11 protein-coding genes are annotated in these 17627 nt (G+C 73.7%); 4 read left to right on the forward strand and 7 right to left on the reverse strand.

What is annotated here, in order from left to right:
* The first annotated feature begins 2 nt into the window (after window positions 1-2).
* Together VGI02_RS23895 and VGI02_RS23900 are read left to right on the forward strand one after the other, a co-directional pair.
* Window positions 3-332 carry an MTH1187 family thiamine-binding protein gene (locus tag VGI02_RS23895; protein WP_331631568.1) on the forward strand — a complete coding sequence of 110 codons (330 nt, stop codon included), beginning with the start codon at window positions 3-5 and terminating at the stop codon, window positions 330-332.
* An 86-nt stretch (window positions 333-418) separates the two neighbouring features.
* Window positions 419-1381 (forward strand): tetratricopeptide repeat protein, encoded by a 963-nt coding sequence (locus VGI02_RS23900; protein WP_331631591.1) that lies wholly within the window; start codon window positions 419-421, stop codon window positions 1379-1381.
* A gap of 3 nt (window positions 1382-1384) precedes the next feature.
* Here the strand turns inward: VGI02_RS23900 and VGI02_RS23905 are convergent, their stop codons facing one another.
* The 6 genes from VGI02_RS23905 to VGI02_RS23930 all read right to left on the reverse strand — a co-directional run bounded on the left by VGI02_RS23905 (window position 1385) and on the right by VGI02_RS23930 (window position 10407).
* Window positions 1385-2749 (reverse strand): neutral zinc metallopeptidase, encoded by a 1365-nt coding sequence (locus tag VGI02_RS23905; protein WP_331631571.1) that lies wholly within the window; start codon window positions 2747-2749, stop codon window positions 1385-1387.
* 115 nt (window positions 2750-2864) lie between these two features.
* On the reverse strand, window positions 2865-5189 hold the full coding sequence (gene glgB / locus VGI02_RS23910) for a 1,4-alpha-glucan branching protein GlgB (protein WP_331631573.1): 2325 nt from the start codon (window positions 5187-5189) through the stop codon (window positions 2865-2867).
* A gap of 81 nt (window positions 5190-5270) precedes the next feature.
* Complete coding sequence (locus tag VGI02_RS23915) at window positions 5271-6704, reverse strand: maltokinase N-terminal cap-like domain-containing protein (RefSeq protein WP_331631575.1); 1434 nt, start codon at window positions 6702-6704, stop codon at window positions 5271-5273.
* Window positions 6704-8464: a maltose alpha-D-glucosyltransferase gene (gene treS, locus VGI02_RS23920; protein ID WP_331631593.1), complete on the reverse strand. Its 1761-nt coding sequence runs from the start codon at window positions 8462-8464 to the stop codon at window positions 6704-6706. The genes VGI02_RS23915 and treS overlap by 1 nt, the downstream gene beginning before the upstream one ends.
* A 66-nt stretch (window positions 8465-8530) precedes the next feature.
* Window positions 8531-9079: an FxsA family protein gene (locus tag VGI02_RS23925; RefSeq protein ID WP_331631578.1), complete on the reverse strand. Its 549-nt coding sequence runs from the start codon at window positions 9077-9079 to the stop codon at window positions 8531-8533.
* Between the two features lie 119 nt (window positions 9080-9198).
* Window positions 9199-10407, reverse strand: coding sequence for an FAD-dependent monooxygenase (locus VGI02_RS23930; RefSeq protein ID WP_331631580.1), 1209 nt, complete (start codon window positions 10405-10407; stop codon window positions 9199-9201).
* Between the two features lie 85 nt (window positions 10408-10492).
* On the opposite strand from VGI02_RS23930, the gene VGI02_RS23935 reads away from it, so the two are divergent.
* Window positions 10493-11053: a TetR/AcrR family transcriptional regulator gene (locus VGI02_RS23935; RefSeq protein WP_331631582.1), complete on the forward strand. Its 561-nt coding sequence runs from the start codon at window positions 10493-10495 to the stop codon at window positions 11051-11053.
* Between the two features lie 90 nt (window positions 11054-11143).
* On the opposite strand, the gene VGI02_RS23940 is transcribed toward VGI02_RS23935, so the two are convergent.
* Window positions 11144-13219 (reverse strand): alpha-1,4-glucan--maltose-1-phosphate maltosyltransferase, encoded by a 2076-nt coding sequence (locus VGI02_RS23940; RefSeq protein WP_331631595.1) that lies wholly within the window; start codon window positions 13217-13219, stop codon window positions 11144-11146.
* Between the two features lie 2237 nt (window positions 13220-15456).
* Between VGI02_RS23940 and glgP the strand changes: the two genes are divergently transcribed.
* The coding region (glgP, locus tag VGI02_RS23945; protein WP_331631584.1) for an alpha-glucan family phosphorylase at window positions 15457-17627 on the forward strand (2171 nt) is incomplete at its 3' end.

Below are 17627 nucleotides of genomic sequence, written 5' to 3' on the forward strand. Positions count from 1 at the left end.
CGATGATCGTCGCCTTCAGCGTTGCGCCGTCCGGGTCCGCACCGGACGCCCCCGACGGACCGGTGTCGGACTCGGTCGGCGACGCCGTCGCGGCCGCGGTCCGCGTGGTCCGCGAGTCCGGGCTGCCGCACGAGACGTCGTCCATGTTCACCTCGATCGAGGGCGAGTGGGACGAGGTGATGGACGTGGTCAAACGGGCCACCGAGGCGGTCGGCCGCTACGGCTCGCGCGTCTCGCTCGTGCTCAAGGCGGACATCCGGCCGGGGTGGACCGGGCAGCTGGCGGCGAAGGTGGACCGGGTCGAGCAGCACCTCGCCCGGGACCAGGACTGACGCGTTCTCCCGACCCTGGCAGGATTGAGCCCGTGGCACGACCCGATCCCCGCCAGCAGGCCGCGCAGGCCGCCATGTCCTCGGCGATGGCCGGAGCCGTCGACCTGTCCGGGCTCAAGGCCCGCGCCGAGCAACGCGGGTCCGCCCCGCCCGACGCGGGCCCCGGCGGGCCTGGACAGGCGCCCGTCGTCGAAGGCGCCCCCGCACCCGCCGGCGGGTACGTCATCGAGGTCACCGAGGACAACTTCCAGACCGAGGTCCTCGAGCGGTCGATGACGGTGCCGGTCGTCGTCGACCTGTGGGCCGAGTGGTGCCAGCCGTGCAAGCAGCTCTCGCCGACGCTCGAGAAGCTCGCGTCCGAGGGCGGCGGCGGCTGGATCCTCGCGAAGGTCGACGTCGACGCGAACCCGCGCATCGCCCAGATGTTCCAGGTGCAGTCGATCCCGACGGTGTACGTCGTGGTCGCGCAGCAGCCCGTCACGTCGTTCTCCGGCATCCAGCCCGAGCCGGAGCTGCGCTCCTGGATCGCGCAGATTCTCGACGCGCTCCGGGAGCGGATGCCGGGCATCGCCGAGGCGGAGGCCCGCGCCGGGCAGGACGGCGGCGAGGACGAGGGCGCCGAGCCGGTGCCGGAGCCGGAGGACCCCCGGTTCACCGCCGCCGAGGACGCCCTCGAGCGCGGTGACTACGACGCCGCCGTGTTCGCCTACGAGAACATCCTCGCCGAGGAGCCCGCGAACACCGAGGCCCAGGCCGCACTCGCCCAGGTCCGCTTCATGTCCCGGGCGGAGCAGGCCGACCCGTCGGCCGTGACGCGGGCCGACGCCGCGCCCGACGACGTCGACGCCCAGAAGGCGGCCGCCGACGCCGAGCTCGCCGGGGGTCAGGTCGAGGCGGCGTTCGACCGTCTCGTGAAGACCGTGCAGCGGACCGCCGGGGAGGACCGGGACACCGCCCGGGAGCACCTCGTCGGGCTGTTCGAGCTGTTCGCGGCGGACGACCCCCGGGTCACCGCCGCGCGTCGCGCGCTGGCCCGGGCCCTGTACTAGGGATCAGCCCAGGCAGCGCTTGGCGCCGCCGGTGACGCCGTTGCGGAAGTCCTCGATCCGCGCGTAGGCGCCACCGGGGGCGGTCGCGCCGTCCGTGCCGCGGGCGGCGGAGTCGTCGCGCTGCAGGAGGCCGACGGACTCGTCGAGGTCGCCGGGGGAGAGGCTGAAGCCGGTGCCCGGCGTCCCGACGTCGCCGGTGTAGGCGCCGGCCAGGCACAGCGCCGTCGTGCCCGCCTCGGCACCCGTCGTCGGACGGCCGATCGCGGCCATGGCCGCCAGCGCGTAGCGGGAGGCCAGCACCGTCCCGCTGGCGTAGTCACCGATGCCGTCGTGGATGCGGGAGAGCGCCCGGTCGTCCACCGCAAGCGTCGGAGGGGTGCCTGCGCAGAAATCGACCGCGTCCGAGCCGCAGCCCGTCGCGCCCTCGCGGATCGTGGGCGCCGTCCAGGTGCCGCCGCGCTGGCGGACGAGCCCGCCGAAGTAGCGGTCGAGGTCGGTGCCCATCGAGCGCAGCAGGTCGGGCAGCGGGAGGTTCCCGCCGCTCTGGGCGTCGGACAGGGTCGAGAACGACTCCTGGGTGAAGGTGCGGTTCTGCAGCGTCATGCCCGCGCAGGCCGCCGGCCCGCCGTCGAATCCCTCCTGGAACGACGAGACGCGGTCGAAGGCGTTGCCGTGCGCGCGGTCGTCTCCGGCGTCGGTACCGACCGGGTCCCGGAAGGTGATCAGCGCGTTCATTGCGGCGTCGATGCCCTGGTCGCCGGTGCGCAGGTCGGGCGTGGCGCCGTCGCGGACGGCGCGCAGGAAACCGCCCGCGTAGCAGTCGGCCTGCCCCTCGGAGAGGATCGTGGGCGCGCCGGAGCTCAGCCCGGCCGCCGTCGGGGAGGAACTCTCCAGGCGCTGCTGGACCGCGTGGCCGAACTCGTGGGCGATGACGACGATGACCGCGGAGTCGCCGAACTTCTGCCGCAGCACGGGCAACAGGGACGCCCGGTCGTAGGCGATGATGTCGGCGCGCGGGCAGTAGAACGCGTTGCCCTCGACCTCGGAGGCGGACTCGGTGCAGGGCGGCCCGGGACCCTCGCGCGAGGAGTCGACCGAGAAGTAGCCCTTCAATCCGGTGAAGCGCGCGCCGTTCGCGAGCTTCGGGAACTGACCGCCCCACCAGCCCTCGAGGTCGCGCAGGACGGCGGCGGCCAGGCGGTCGTCGTCGCCGCCGTCATTGCCCTTGACGAAGCCCGGATCGATGCCCGCGGTCACCGTCGGGGCCGCGAACGCCTGCCCGTCGACCGTCGCGGCGCACCCGGAGCCGAGCAGGGCCACGACGGCGCACACGACCGCCAGCGCCACCGTCCCCAGCCTCGCCCGCACCCGATCAGTGTGCGGCAGCGGCGCCGGGTGTGGGTGTCGAACGCGGTCACTCGGCCCGAGGATGTGGAGCTACTGACGTTGAACGTCAGCGACGCCGCATCGCTGACACCCGGGGTCACTCGGGCTCGTGCACCAACCAGAGCACCCCCGACGCGGGCAGCGTCATCTCCGCCGAGGCCGGGCGTCCGTGCGTCGCCACCGAGGCGGCGAACACCGACCCGAAGTTGCCCGCGCCGTCGCCGCCGTAGATCTCGGCGTCCGTGTTGACGACCTCGCGCCACCGGCCCGCGCGCGGCAGGCCGATGCGGTAGCGGTCGTGCACGATGCCGGCGAAGTTGGCCACGCACACCAGGTCGGGCCCGATGGACGCCCCCTGCGCGTCGACGGAGTGCCGGACGAACGAGAAGACGTTGCCGACCGCGTCGTTGGCGTCGATCCAGGAGAACCCGGCCGGGTCGGTGTCGGCGGTCCACAGGGCGGGGTGCTCGCGGTACGCGGCGTTGAGGTCGCCGACCAGCCGGGCGACGCCGCCGTGTAGCGGGTCGTCGAGCAGCTCCCAGTCCAGCGAGCGCTCCTCGGACCATTCGCGGACCTGGCCGAACTCCTGGCCCATGAACAGCAGCTGCTTGCCGGGGTGGGCCCACATGTAGGCCAGCAGCGCGCGCAGGCCCGCCGCCTTGCCGTGATCGCCGCGGCCCTGGTCGGGCATCCGCGTCCACAGCGAGCCCTTGCCGTGCACGACCTCGTCGTGGCTGAACGGCAGCACGTAGTTCTCCGACCAGGCGTAGGTCAGCGAGAACGTCATCTGGTTGTGGTGGTACCCCCGGTGCACCGGGTCGCGCATGGCGTAGTCGAGGGTGTCGTGCATCCACCCCATGTTCCACTTCATGCCGAACCCGAGGCCGCCGAGATGGGTGGGCCGGGTGACGCCGGGCCACGCCGTCGACTCCTCGGCGATCGTCACGACGCCGGGGTGGGCCTTGTAGACGGTGGCGTTGAACTCCTGGAGGAACGACACCGCCTCGAGGTTCTCGCGGCCGCCGTACCGGTTGGGCACCCAGCCGCCGTCGGAGCGCGAGTAGTCCAGGTAGAGCATCGAGGCGACCGCGTCCACGCGCAGGCCGTCGATGTGGAACTCCTCGAGCCAGTACAGGGCGTTGGCGACGAGGAAGTTCCGGACCTGGGAGCGCCCGAAGTCGAACACGAGCGTGCCCCAGTCGAGCTGCTCGCCGCGGCGCGGATCGCCGTGCTCGTAGCAGGGGGTCCCGTCGAAGCGGGCGAGCGCCCAGGCGTCACGGGGGAAGTGCGCGGGCACCCAGTCGACGATGACCCCGATGCCCGCGCGGTGCAGGGTGTCCACGAAGGCGCGGAAGTCGTCCGGGCTCCCGAAGCGCGAGGTCGGCGCGTAGTACGAGCTGACCTGGTAGCCCCAGGAGCCGCCGAACGGGTGCTCGGCGACCGGCAGCAGTTCGACGTGGGTGAAGCCCTGGGCGGTCAGGTACTCGACCAGCTCGTCGGCGAGGTCCGCGTAGTTCAGACCCTGGCGCCACGAGCCGACGTGCAGTTCGTAGACGCTCATCGGCTCGGCGTGGGGGGTCGAGCGCGCCCGCTTCGCCAGCCAGTCCGCGTCGGCCCACTCGTGGGTGGACGTGGTGACGACGGAGGCGGGGGTCGGGGGCAGGTCCGCGGCGAACGCCATCGGGTCGGCCTTGTCCAGCCAGCTCCCGTCGGCGGTGAGGATGCGGAACCCGTAGCGGGTCCCGACGCCGACCCCCGGCAGGAAGATCTCCCAGACCCCGGAGCCGAGCGCGCGCATCGGCGTCGCGACCCCGTCCCAGCTGCCGTGCTCGGGGGCCCAGTCGCCGACCACCCGCACGCCGCGGGCATTCGGCGCCCAGACCGTGAACGACGTGCCCTCGACCGGCCCGGAGGGAGTGGGCCAGCGCCGGAAGTGGGCGCCGAGCGCGTCCCAGAGCCGCTCGTGGCGTCCCTCGCCGATGAGGTGCAGGTCGACCGGGCCGAGCACGGGGGAGAACCGGTAGGGGTCGTCGATCAGGGTCTCGACCACCTCGCCGTGGGTGTCCCCGCCGGACTCGTCCGGAATCCATTCCCCGTCGCTCCGCTCGCCCCAGCCACGGCGGACGGCCAGCCGGTAGTGCGGCAGCGGCCCCGGCACGTTGCCGGCGAACACCCCGGCGGTCCCGACCGGAGCCAGCGGGTATCGACCCGCCGTCGGCCCCTGCTCGACGACGACGTCGACCGCGTCGGCGCCCGGCTGCAGCGCCCGGACGATGACGGTGCCGGGCGTGTCCGGCCTGCGGTGCGGACCGAGGACGCCGTGCGGGTCGCGGTGCGAGCCCTCGAGCAGCAGGTGACGGTCGAGTTCCCCGGGCGCGACCGGGAGTGCGCCCGTGGACGACGGCGGGGTGGATCGGGTCATCGGTGGTGCGACTCCGGGGTGCGAGGCTGGGACGGCGGGTCGACTACCCCGTCGATCGGGGTGTCCAACCGGACCGTTGCGTCAGGGGCTGTCGATGAGGCGCTCCATCGAGCGGAGCGGGATGGCCAGCCAGTTCGGCCGATTACGGGTCTCATAGAGCACCTCGTAGACGGCCTTGTCCAGCTCGTAGGCGCGCAGCACCGCGAGGTCCGCGCGCGGATCGGCTCCGGTGATCTCCGCGTAGCCGTCGCAGAACGCCGAGCGGTTGCGGTCGGCCCACTCCTGGGCGCGCCGCTGCAGGTAGCTCGGGGACTCGGCGCCCGGCTCCCACTCGGCCAGCTGGTGGAACGCGGCGTAGTCGAAGGACCGGAGCATCGCCGCCACGTCGCGCAGCGGGGAGTCCGGGCGCACGCGGTCGGCCAGCGAGCGCGACGGCTCGCCCTCGAAGTCGATGACGAGCCAGCCGCGCGGCGTGCGCAGCTCCTGGCCGAGGTGCAGGTCGCCGTGGATGCGGTGGACGAGCAGGCCGCCCTCGCCCGCGGACATGACGCCCTCGAGGACCGCCGTGATGGCCGCGCGGCGCTCGGCGACCTCGGGGACGGCCGCGGCGGCGTCCTCGAGGCGGGCGAGCATCCAGTCCGCGACGCCGCGCACCCCGGTCGCGTCGAGCCGGGCCGTCCCGAGCGCCCGGGCGAGCTCGGCGTGCACGCTGCCGACGGTGCGCCCCAGCCGTGTGGCCTCGCCGGCGAAGTCGCCGCCGACCTCGTCGGGACGCAGGTCGCCCTCGGCGAGCAGGTCGCGCACGCTGGTCAGGGCCATCGACCAGCCGTCGGCGGAGTTCGACGCGTAGTCCTGCAGCATCGCCACCGTCATGGGGGCGCCGCCCCCCTCGCCGTCGGGTAGCTCGCCCTCGATCGCCCCGAGCAGCGGCGCGACCTCGGCCGAGTGCTCCCGGCCCAGTGCGCGGTGCAGCTCCAGGTCGGGGTTGAGGCCCGGGGTGGCGCGGCGGAAGAGCTTCATGATGGCGCGCTCGCCGTAGATCACCGACGAGTTCGACTGCTCGCCCAGCAGTGGTCGTCCCGGCCCGACGATCGGGGCCTCGGTCTCCGGCTCGGGCACGAAGCGCAGCGACCCGACTTCTGTGTCCGAGACGATGAGCGACAGCAGCAGACGATTGATCTCGCCGTCCGCGAGGCCGTCGTAGACGGTCCGGCCGGCCACCGTGCCGATCACCGCGTGGTCGAGGTCGCCCGAGGTCTGGGGGCGGGAGCCGAGCAGCAGCTGGAAGCTCTCCTCCGGCCCGTCGTCGGTGAACCCGACGACGATCACCGCGTGCGTCACCGCGGGCACCGCGTCGGTCGGGGTGATGTCCTGGTGCCCGACCAGGCGCACCGCCGCGATCGTGCGGTCCTTGGCCGCGAACCAGCGCTGCTGGGGCAGCCAGCCGACCAGGGCCGGGAGCAGGGCCTCGAGCGCCGGCGCGGCGTCGGTCCGTGAGCCTCCGGGGCCTGTCATCACCGCTCCTGGGCCTGGTGGATGGAGAACCAGTAGAAACCGTGTCCCGGCAGCGTCAGCAGGTAGGGCAGCTCACCGATCGGGGGGAAAGGGACGCCGCCGGTCAGTTCGGTCGGCACCCAGCCCTTCCACGCGATGAGGTCGAGCTCCACCGGCTGGGGAAAGCGGGACATGTTGTTGACGCACAGGACGACGTCCCGGGTGCCCTCCTGGTCGACGAACTCGCGCACGTAGGCCAGCACCGAGGAGTTCGAACCCCCGAGCTCGTGGAAGTCGCCGAGCCCGAACGCCGTGTGCTGCTTCCTGATCTCGATCATCCTACGGTTCCAGTGCAAGAGGCTCGCGCTGGAGTTCGACTGGGCCTCGACGTTGACGGCCTGGTAGCCGTACACGGGGTCCATGACGATCGGCAGGTTGAGCCGGCCCGGGTCGCAGGTGGAGAAGCCGGCGTTGCGGTCGGGGGTCCACTGCATCGGGCTGCGCACGCCGTCGCGGTCGCCGAGCCAGATGTTGTCGCCCATCCCGATCTCGTCGCCGTAGTAGAGCACCGGCGATCCGGGCAGGGAGAGCAGCAGCGCGGTGAACAGTTCGAGCTGGTTGCGGTCGTTGTCGAGCAGCGGGGCCAGGCGCCGGCGGATACCGATGTTGGCCTTCATGCGCGGGTCCTTGGCGTACTCCGCGTACATGTAATCGCGCTCGTCGTCGGTGACCATCTCGAGCGTGAGCTCGTCGTGGTTGCGCAGGAAGATCCCCCACTGCGCGTTCTCCGGGATCTCCGGGGTCTGCGCGAGGATCTCCGAGATCGGGAACCGCGACTCGCGCCGCACCGCCATGAAGATGCGCGGCATCAGCGGGAAGTGGAACGCCATGTGGCACTCGTCCCCGCCGACCTCGGCCTCGCCGAAGTACTCCACGACGTCCGCAGGCCACTGGTTGGCCTCGGCGAGCAGGACCCGGCCCGGGTACTCGTCGTCGACCACCTTGCGCACCCGGCGCAGGAACGAGTGGGTCTCCGGGAGGTTCTCGCCGTTGGTGCCGTCGCGCTCGTAGAGGTAGGGCACCGCGTCGAGGCGGAAGCCGTCGATGCCGAGGTCCAACCAGAACCGCAGCGCGTCGATCATCGCCTCGCACACGGCGGGGTTGTCGAAGTTCAGGTCCGGCTGGTGGGAGAAGAAGCGGTGCCAGTAGAACTGCCCGCGGACCGAGTCGTAGGTCCAGTTGGACGACTCGGTGTCGACGAAGATGATCCGCGCCTCGGACCAGCGGGTGTCGTCGTCGGACCAGACGTAGAAGTCGCCGTACGGCCCGTCCGGGTCGCGCCGCGACTCCTGGAACCACATGTGCTGGTCGGACGTGTGGTTCATGACCAGATCGGTGATGACGCGCATGCCGCGCGCGTGCGCCTGGTCGAGGAACTCCACGAAGTCCTCGACGGTGCCGAACTCGCCGAGGACCTTGCGGTAGTCGCGGATGTCGTAGCCGCCGTCGCGCAGCGGCGAGTCGTAGAACGGCGGCAGCCAGAGGCAGTCGACCCCGAGCCACGCGAGGTAGTCCAGCTTGTCGGTCAGGCCCGGCAGGTCCCCGAAGCCGTCACGGTTCGAGTCGGCGAACGCGCGGACCAGGACCTCGTAGAAGACGGCGCGCTTGTACCAGTCGTCGTCGACCGGGAGCTCACGTGCGCTGCGGAAGTCCCGCGACGAGGGCTCTGCGACGGCGTCGGGTGGCGGAGATTCCCGCGGCGCGGTGACGGTGCCGGTCATGCTCGTGTCGGGCGCGCCGGCGGTGCCCGTGCCGATCCCCTCGTTCATCAGGCGTCACGCTAGTGGTCAGCCCGTGCGCCGCGTTCCCCCGGTCCCGTTCTCGTCCGGGCTGTCGAGATCGCGTTCGTCGGCCTCCGCGACCTGCCCCTCGATGACGCGCCCGTGCCACGGATCCCCGTTCCCGGCGGCCGGACCCCAGGGGCCGTGGCCGCCCGGGGCGCCCGCGCCCACGACGGTGATCGTCGGGCCCATGCGGGCGCTCCCGGCACGCACCGCCCGGGCGGCCGCGCGGCGGGCGAGCACCCGCCGTACCGGCGGCACGAGCAGGATCAGGGCGGCCAGCGTGGAGAGCATGCCGGGCACGACGAGCAGCACGCCGGCGAGCGCGACGTACATCCCGCCTGCGACCTCCGCCTCGGCCGGACGCCCGGAGCGCGCCGCGCGCCCGAGGTCGGCCAGCGATCGGCGTCCCTCGTGCTTGAGGGCCCAGGCCCCGACGACCGCGGAGACGACGAGCAGTGCCAGCAGCCCGAGGAAACCGATCGACTGGCCCACCAGGATCAGGACCCAGATCTCGAGGGCGACGTACGCCAGCAGGGCGAGCAGGACGGGCACGGGGACCTCCAGGGTGTCTCTTCGGATTCAACGCACGGGCGCCCCGGAAAGTGCCCCGTCCCGATGGATGACAGCAATGGTCCGTTGCTGTCATCGGGTGAGCGGAGGGCGCCACTCACTCACGGGACGAGCGCCGGGACGGGCATCTCCGGCAGCGTCAGCGCGTTCGCGGCCCGGCCGATGGCTCCACCCTGGGACGGCACGCCGAGGCGCTCCAGCGCGGGCAGGGACCGCAGGAGCGCGTTGCGGGTCCAGAGCTGCAGCGGGGTCGCCGGTGAGGTGATGCGAGCGCCGGACGTCGCGAGGTCCTGGTTCGCCGTGGCGAAACCGCGCACCCGGGCCTCGTAGGCCGGCAGGGCCGCGCGTACGTCGTCGGGGTGGGCGGCGATCTCGGCGGCGAGGACGTAGGCGCCGACCGTGGCGATGCTGGTGCCCTGGCCGGAGCGGAACGACGGCGCGAAGGCCGCGTCGCCGACCAGCCCCACCCGGCCGCGCGTCCACGACGGCATCCGGATCTGGCTGACGGTGTCGAAGTAGAAGTCCTCGGCCCGGCGCATGCGCACGAGCAGATCCGGGACCCGCCAGCCGAGCCCGCCGAAGACGTGCTCGACGAGTCGGAGCTGGCCCTCGGTGTCGCGGTGGTCCAGCGTCGGCGTGGGGCCCGCGAAGGAGAAGAGCGCGGTCACCGGCTGGTCGCGGACCGCGTAGAGCGTGGCGGAGCGGCCCGGGACGTTCATCATGACCGCCTCGCGGTCGAGCCCGAACACGTTCGGCACGGAGAACGCGGCGTAACAGGCGTCGAGGTCACGCCGGAAGGGCGCTTCCGGGCCGAACGTCAGCCCCCGCACCCCGGAGTGCAGGCCGTCCGCGCCGATCACGAGGTCGAACACCCGGGGCCCGCCGCGCCGGAAGGAGACGTGGACGCCGTCGTCGCGGTCGTCCAGCGCGGTGATCCGGTCGTCGAAGACGTACTCGACGTCGTGGCGCGTGGCCTCCCAGAGCACCTCGGTCAGGTCCCCGCGCGGCAGTTCGATCGCCCGGATCGACTGCTCGCCGAGCAGGGTCTCGGTGGTCAGGGACGCGATCGTGCGGTCCCGCTCGGAGACGAACGTCAGCGCCCGCGTGCCGGTCCGGGCCGCCTCGATCGGCTCGAGCAGGCCCATGCGCTCGACGACGTCGACCGCGACGCCGCGCAGGTCGATGGGATAGCCGCCGCCCCGCACCCGGTCGGCCTTCTCGACCACGGTGACGTCGACCCCCGCCCGCCGCAGCCAGAACGCCAGGACCGGGCCGGCGACGCTCGCGCCGGAGATGAGAACGCTGGTCATGGGAAGACCCCTCTCGTGGATTACCTGCCGCACGGTAAGTTACTGACCGTGCGGCAGGTAGTCAACGTGGTCTAGGGTTTCCGGCATGCCCCGCGCCACCGTCGACACCCGGGCGGAGATCCGCGTCGCCGCCCTCGAGCTGTTCTCCGAGCGTGGCGTCGACGCGACGAGCCTGCGCGAGATCGCCGAACGGATCGGGATCACCAAGGCGGCGCTCTACTACCACTACGCGTCGAAGGACGCCCTGCTCGGCGAGCTGGTCGACCCGATGTTCGCGGAGCTGCGGGAGCTGGGGGACGAGCTCGAGGGCCGGACCGTCGACGCCGGCGACGAGGCCGCCGTGCGCGCGGTGATCGAGCGGTTCTGGGAGCTGTGCCTGCGCAACCGGCACGTGATCCGGGTGCTGATCCACAACCCGGCCGTCGTCGCCCGCGCGGAGATCGCCCCGCGGATGCTGCACTGGCGCGAGCGCGTCGACGCCGTCCTGGTGGGCAGCGACGAGGCGGTCGACCGGGTCCGGGCCGTCGTCGCCCTGGGCGGGGTCCAGGACACCGTGATCGTGTTCGACGAGGCCGAGCTGCCCGGCCTGCGGGAACCCGCGATCGACGCGGCGGTGCGGGCGCTCCGGCCGACGGCCGGTCCCTGACGGCCGGTTCCTGAGAGCCGGCCCCAACGGAACGAACGACTCGTTCGTCACCATCTTCAGTGACGAACGAGTCGTTTGTTCCAGGGTGGGTTACCGCTTCTGGACCGAGATCACGTGCGCGACGTCCCGCCAGGGCTCGAGGCGGACGTAGTTCGTCTGACCCCAGTCGAAGACCTGGCCGCTCACCTCGTCGAACGCGCCGAAGCGCGCGAACGGGTCGAGGCCCAGCGCCTCCATGTCGAGGCGCACCATGCCGTCCTCGGCACCGAACGGGTCGAGCGTGACGACGACGAGCACGGTGTCACCACTGACCGGGTCGGTCTTGGAGAAGGCGAGCATCGCGTCGTTGTCGGTCTCGTGGAACCGCAGCGTCCGCAGCTGGCGCAGCGCCGGATGCGCACGACGGATCTCGTTGAGCCGGGTGATCCAGGGCTGCAGGCTGCGGCCCTCGGCGAGCGCGCGGTCGAAGTCGCGCGGCCGGAGCTGGAACTTCTCGGTGTCGAGGTACTCCTCGCTGCCCGAGCGCACCGGCTGCCACTCGAACAGCTCGAACCCGGAGTACATGCCCCAGCTCGGGGCGAGCGTCGCGGCGAGCGTCGCCCGGATCGCGAACATGCCCGGCCCGCCGGTCTGCAGCGACTCGTGAAGGATGTCCGGGGTGTTGACGAAGCAGTTCGGTCGGCACTCGTCGAGACGGTCGCGGTGCATCTCGAAGAACTCGCGGATCTCGTCCTTGCCGGTCCGCCACGTGAAGTACGTGTAGGACTGGCTGAACCCGGCCTTGGCCAGCCCGAAGAGCCGCGCCGGCCGCGTGAACGCCTCCGCCAGGAACACCACGCCCGGATCGACCTCGTGCACCTTGGCGATCAGCCAGGCCCAGAAGTCGGCGGGCTTGGTGTGCGGGTTGTCCACGCGGAAGATCCGCACACCGTGGGAGAGCCAGAACAGGACGATCCGCAGCGACTCGCGGTAGATGCCCTCGGGGTCGGTGTCGAAGTTGACCGGGTAGATGTCCTGGTAGCGCTTGGGCGGGTTCTCCGCGTACGCGATCGTCCCGTCCGGGCGCACCGTGAACCACTCGGGATGCGCGGCGGCCCAGGGGTGGTCGGGAGCGCACTGCAGCGCGAAGTCCAGCGCGACCTCGAGCCCGAGCTCCGTCGCCCGCGCGACGAACGCGTCGAAGTCGTCGATCGTCCCCAGCTGCGGGTGGACGGCGTCGTGCCCGCCCTCGGCCGAGCCGATCGCCCAGGGCGACCCGACGTCGTCGGGACCGGGTGTGAGCGTGTTGTTCGGGCCCTTCCGGTTCACCGTGCCGACCGGGTGGATCGGCGGCAGGTACGCGACGTCGAAGCCCATCGCCGCGGCCCGCTCGAGCTCGCGCTGCGCCGTGGCGAAGGTGCCGTGCACCGGGAGGCCGTCGGCGTCGGTGCCGCCCGTCGAGCGCGGGAAGAACTCGTACCAGGCGCCCTCGAGGGCGCGCGGCCGCTCGACGACGACGTGGTGCTCCGCGCCGCGGGTGAGCAGATCCCGCACGGGACGCTCGACCATCGTGCGGTGCACCGGCTCGGAGAGGGCCTTCGCGAGCCGCTGGGGCAGGCCCTTGTCGGTCTCGCGCAGGCTCGCCGCCGCCTCGCGCAGGGCGGTGGCGAAGGTCAGCGTCGGCGGCATCTCCAGCGGGGTGGTCGCCTCGGTCGCGCGCTGCTCGGGGGCGTCCGCGGCGCTCGCGCGGTCCTCGATCCGGGCGGCCCCGCGCTCGAGCAGGCGGGCGCCGGACTCCAGGTCGTTGGAGAGCTCGCCGGGCCCCTGACCGGCCGCGACCTTCACCTCGACGGCGTGGCGCCAGGTCGCCCACGGGTCGCTCCAGGCATCCACCCGGAAGCGCCAGAGCCCCTCGGCGTCGGCGACGAGGCTCGCCGCGAACCGGTCGGTCTCCGGGCCGAGGCCCGCCATGCGCGCGCAGCGCTCCTCCCCGACCGTCGGCGCGGCGGCGACCGCGGCCGCGTCGGCGTGGTCGACGTCGGCGCAGCGCTGCCAGACCAGCGTGGCGGCGACGGCGTCGTGGCCCTCACGCCACACCGTGGCCGCGACGGGCACGACCTCCCCGACGACGGCCTTCGAGGGGTACCGCCCGCCGGAGACCTCCGGGGTCACCTCGTCGATGCCGATCCGGCCCTGCGCGAGGCGGGCCCGCTCGGTGGCGACGGGCTCGGTGGCGGGGGTCGGGACGGGCCGCTCGACGGCGGGCGCCGGGTCGGCCTGGGCGAGCGCGGGGGCGACGGTGTCGGCGGGCGCCGCGTCGGGCCCGGCGGCGCGGGTCTCCGCCGCGGTCGGGCTCGCGACCCCGGGCTCCTCGAGCGCCGGGGTCTTCTCGGGTGCCACGTCGTGCGGCCCGGCGGGGGAGGCCGCGGTCGCGGTGGGGTCGGGGGTCGCGGTGGGGTCGGGGGCCGAGGTCGAATCGGGAGTCGCCGACGTGCGGTTGGTCGGGTCCCCGGCGGGTCCGGAGTCACGCGAGCTCGCGGCGGCCACGCCCGCGGCCGCCAGTCCGGCGCCCGCGGCGAGCGCTCCCAGGCCCGGCGTCGAGGAGGCCCCGGTCGCCGGCTCGTCCGGGATCTCGCCTGCGGGCTCCGGGGGCGGGGTCGCCGGCAGGGCCGTGGCGCCCGGCACGGTCGGCCGGTCCACGGGCGTCGAAGGGGCCGTCGGCTCGTCCGGCGGCGTCGTCCCCGGCGGCGGGCCCGAGGTGAACGGGCTCGGGGCGAACGAGCTCGGGGTGGCCGGAGTCGGGGTGGCCGGGTCGGAGGCGGAGCCGGCCAGGGGAGAGCCAGTCAGGGGAGAGCCGGGTAGCGGGCCCGGCGCCGTCAGCGGGTCCGGCGTCGTCCGGGGGTCGGACGTCGTCAGCGGATCCGACGACGAGGGCGCACCCGGCGTCGTGAGCGGGCCGGGCGAGGTCAGCGGATCCGGCGTCTCGCGGTCGTCGGCGGGGTCCCGCCGCGACGCGTCGGCGTCACCGGGGCGGTCCGGGTCGGGCGAGGTGGCGGAGCTGAACGCCCACCCCGGGCGCGCGTGGCGTCCCGAGGTGGGAGTGGTGGCTGTCGGCGTTTCCGGGGCCGCGACGCTGTCCGGGTCGGACGCACCGCGGTCGTCGGTCGGCCGATCAGCGGACGACGAGGTCATGCCGGGCGCCGTACCCGGTGTGGCCGAGTTCGATGCCGCCGGTGCGCCCGGACGCCGGGTTGTCGCGGTGGACGCGATCTCCTCGTCCCCGGACGGCGGGGTCGCGGTGCGGGCCTGGGCGGTCGGCGGCTCGGGGGCCGACTGCGGCACGACGGGCCGGCGCCACGGCGGCACGATCGCGCGGAACCCGCCCGTCTGGGTCGAGCGCGACCAGGCGGGCGCGGCCGGACCGGACGCGTCGGACATGCCGGGGGCGGACCGGTTGGCGGGGCCCTGGCCCGCGGGGCCGGCGGGTGCGGACGGCGCGGCGGGGCGTGTCGGTCGCGGCGTCTGCCTGCCGACGGGGGGCAGCGGGCCCGAGGGGATCGTCGGGCCGGAGGCGATGGCGGCGTCGAGGTCGGAGCCGGGCCGCTCCGAGCCGGGCCGTTCCGAGCCGAGGCGGTCGGACCCGAGCCGGTCACGGCCCGGCGGGGCCGACCCGGGGCCGTCCGCGAGCGCGAAGCCCGGACGAGGGGGGCGCTCGGCCGGGGTGCGCCCGACGACGGGGATGGGGCCGGACGGGGAGCCGGGGTTCACCGGGGCGTCGGGGGGCGGGGGTGGGCCGAGCTCGACGTCGCGCGCCGAACCCCACCCGATGGGCATCGGCGAACGGTGGCCCGTGCCCCGGGGGTCGTAGCGGGGCGGGAACTCGTCGGCCCGGGGCCCGGGCGCGGTGGGCGCCGCGTCGTCGGGACCGTCGTCGAACGGCAGCGACGCGCCCCGGGGAGCGCTCGCGCTGCCGTCCCGGGACACCCGCGGGTCGTCCCGCGAGATCTGCGGGTCGCCGTCACGAAGGTCGCCGGCCCGCGAGACCTGCGGGTCGCCGGCCCGGGACGCACCCGGCTCGCCGTCCCGGGAGGCACCCGGGCCGTCGCGGCGGTCGTCGTCGGGACCCTCGTCGCGACGCCCGGTGACGACGGCGCGGAAGCGACCGCTCCACGGCCCCGTCCGGCGCCGCGACTCCTCCTCGGCCCCGGGCAGCAGGTCGAACCCGCCGCTCGCGGGGCCGGTGGCCGGTTCGTCGAACCCGCGCTCCGCGCCACCCGCGTCCTCACCCGGGGCGTCCTCGTCACGCCGTCCGGAACCCCACCATCTCCCCAGCACGCTCACGCCACGCAGGGTAGTGGTGGAATCGATCCAGGGGCGACGGGCGATGACGGCGCGTCGGAAGGGTTTGCCTAGGCTTCGGACCCGTGAGAGCACTGCGTCGTTTCTCCGTCCGCGCCCAGCTGCCGGCCGCCCTCGCGCCGCTGCAGGACCTCGCGACCAACCTGCGATGGACCTGGCACGGCCCGACCCAGGACCTCTTCGCGGCGGTCGACGAGCCGGCGTGGCGGGCCTCGGGCGGCGACCCCGTGCGGCTGCTCGGCGAGGTCGGCCCCGCCCGGCTGTCCGAGCTGGCCGCCGACGGGGGCTTCGTCGGGCGCGTGCGGGAGGTCGCCGACGACCTGGGCGAGTACCTGACCGGCCCGCGCTGGTACCAGGGCCGGGCCTCGGGGGACACCAGCTCGGCCCTGCCCGCGGCGATCGGCTACTTCTCGATGGAGTTCGGCGTCTCCGAGGTGCTGCCCAACTACTCGGGCGGGCTCGGGATCCTCGCGGGCGACCACCTCAAGGCGGCCTCCGACCTCGGCGTGCCGCTCATCGCCGTCGGGCTGCTGTACCGCTCGGGCTACTTCCGGCAGTCGCTCTCGCTCGACGGCTGGCAGCAGGAGACCTACCCGGCGCTCGACCCGCAGGGCCTCCCGCTGCACCTGCTGGCCGACGCCGACGGCGCGCCGATCCTGGTCCACGTCGCCATGCCCGAGGGCCGGGTACTGCGGGCGCGGGTGTGGGTGGCTTCGGTCGGGCGGGTGCCGCTGCTGCTCCTCGACGCCGACATCGAGGACAACGACGCCGACCTGCGCCAGATCACCGACCGCCTCTACGGGGGCGACGCCGAGCACCGCATCCGTCAGGAGATCCTCGTCGGGATCGGCGGTGTGCGGGCGGTGCGGGCCTACTGCCAGGTGACCGGGCATCCCGCGCCCGAGGTGTTCCACACCAACGAGGGGCACGCCGGCTTCCTGGGCCTCGAGCGCATGCGGGAGCTGGTGACCTCGGACGGGCCCGCGACGGGGAGCGGCGGTCCGCTCGACGTCGACCAGGCGCTCGCGGCCGTCCGTGCGGGCACCGTCTTCACGACCCACACCCCGGTGCCCGCGGGCATCGACCGCTTCCCCCTCGGCCTGGTGGCGCACTACTTCGCCGCCGACCTGCTGCCGGGGATCGAGACCGAGCGGGTGCTCGCGCTGGGCCGTGAGCCCGACACGGACATGTTCAACATGGCCCACATGGGCCTGCGTCTGGCGCAGCGCTCCAACGGGGTCTCGCAGCTGCACGGCGAGGTCTCGCGCGGGATGTTCTCGTCGCTGTGGGGCGGGTTCGACGCGCCCGAGGTCCCGATCGGCTCGGTCACCAACGGCGTGCACGGCCCGACCTGGACGGCCCGGGAGATCGCTGGCCTGACTGCGGGCGCGGCGGCCGCGGGCGCGGGCCCGGAGCTGTTCGGGGTGTCCGACGCCCTGCTCTGGGAGATGCGCGGCACGCTGCGGACCCGGCTGGTGAACGAGGTCCGACGCCGGGTGCGCGCGTCCTGGCTGGACCGCGGCGCCTCCGAGCCCGAACTGGGCTGGACCGAGCGCATCTTCGACCCTGGCGTGCTCACCATCGGCTTCGCGCGCCGCGTGCCGACCTACAAGCGGCTCACGCTCATGCTCCGCGACCAGGAGCGGCTCCGCTCGCTGCTGCTCGACCCCGAGCGCCCGCTCCAGCTGGTGATCGCCGGCAAGTCGCACCCCGCCGACGAGTCGGGCAAGGCGCTCATCCAGCAGATGGTCCGGTTCGCCGACGACCCGGCCGTCCGGCACCGCATCGTCTTCCTCCCCGACTACGACATGTCGATGGCCCGCTACCTCTACTGGGGCTGCGACGTGTGGCTCAACAACCCGCTCCGCCCGCTGGAGGCGTGCGGGACCTCGGGCATGAAGTCGGCGCTGAACGGCGGGCTGAACCTCTCGGTGCGCGACGGCTGGTGGGACGAGCTCTACGACGGCCGCAACGGCTGGGCGATCCCGACGGCCGACGGCGTCGACGACCCCGACCGCCGCGACGACATCGAGGCGAACGCGCTGTACGACCTGCTGACCAGCCAGGTCGCCCCGCTGTTCTACGACCGCGGCAGCGACGGCGTCCCGGACCGCTGGACCTCGCTGGTGCGCCACACCCTCGCGACGCTCTCCCCGAAGGTCCAGGCCTCGCGGATGGTCATGGACTACGTGAACGACTGGTACGCGCCCGCGGCCGCGGCGGCCCGCGTCGTGGC

Source organism: Actinomycetospora sp., from assembly GCF_036497245.1.
In the GTDB taxonomy this organism is placed as follows: domain Bacteria; phylum Actinomycetota; class Actinomycetes; order Mycobacteriales; family Pseudonocardiaceae; genus Actinomycetospora.

Bases quoted from the DNA above. Each gene is read 5' to 3' on its own strand.
- VGI02_RS23895 (WP_331631568.1), top strand. From the start codon at position 3: ATGATCGTCGCCTTCAGCGTTGCGCCGTCCGGGTCCGCACCGGACGCC.
- VGI02_RS23900 (WP_331631591.1), top strand. From the start codon at position 419: ATGGCCGGAGCCGTCGACCTGTCCGGGCTCAAGGCCCGCGCCGAGCAA.
- glgB (WP_331631573.1), bottom strand. From the start codon at position 5,189: ATGACCCGATCCACCCCGCCGTCGTCCACGGGCGCACTCCCGGTCGCG.
- VGI02_RS23915 (WP_331631575.1), bottom strand. From the start codon at position 6,704: ATGACAGGCCCCGGAGGCTCACGGACCGACGCCGCGCCGGCGCTCGAG.
- treS (WP_331631593.1), bottom strand. From the start codon at position 8,464: ATGACCGGCACCGTCACCGCGCCGCGGGAATCTCCGCCACCCGACGCC.
- VGI02_RS23930 (WP_331631580.1), bottom strand. From the start codon at position 10,407: ATGACCAGCGTTCTCATCTCCGGCGCGAGCGTCGCCGGCCCGGTCCTG.
- VGI02_RS23935 (WP_331631582.1), top strand. From the start codon at position 10,493: ATGCCCCGCGCCACCGTCGACACCCGGGCGGAGATCCGCGTCGCCGCC.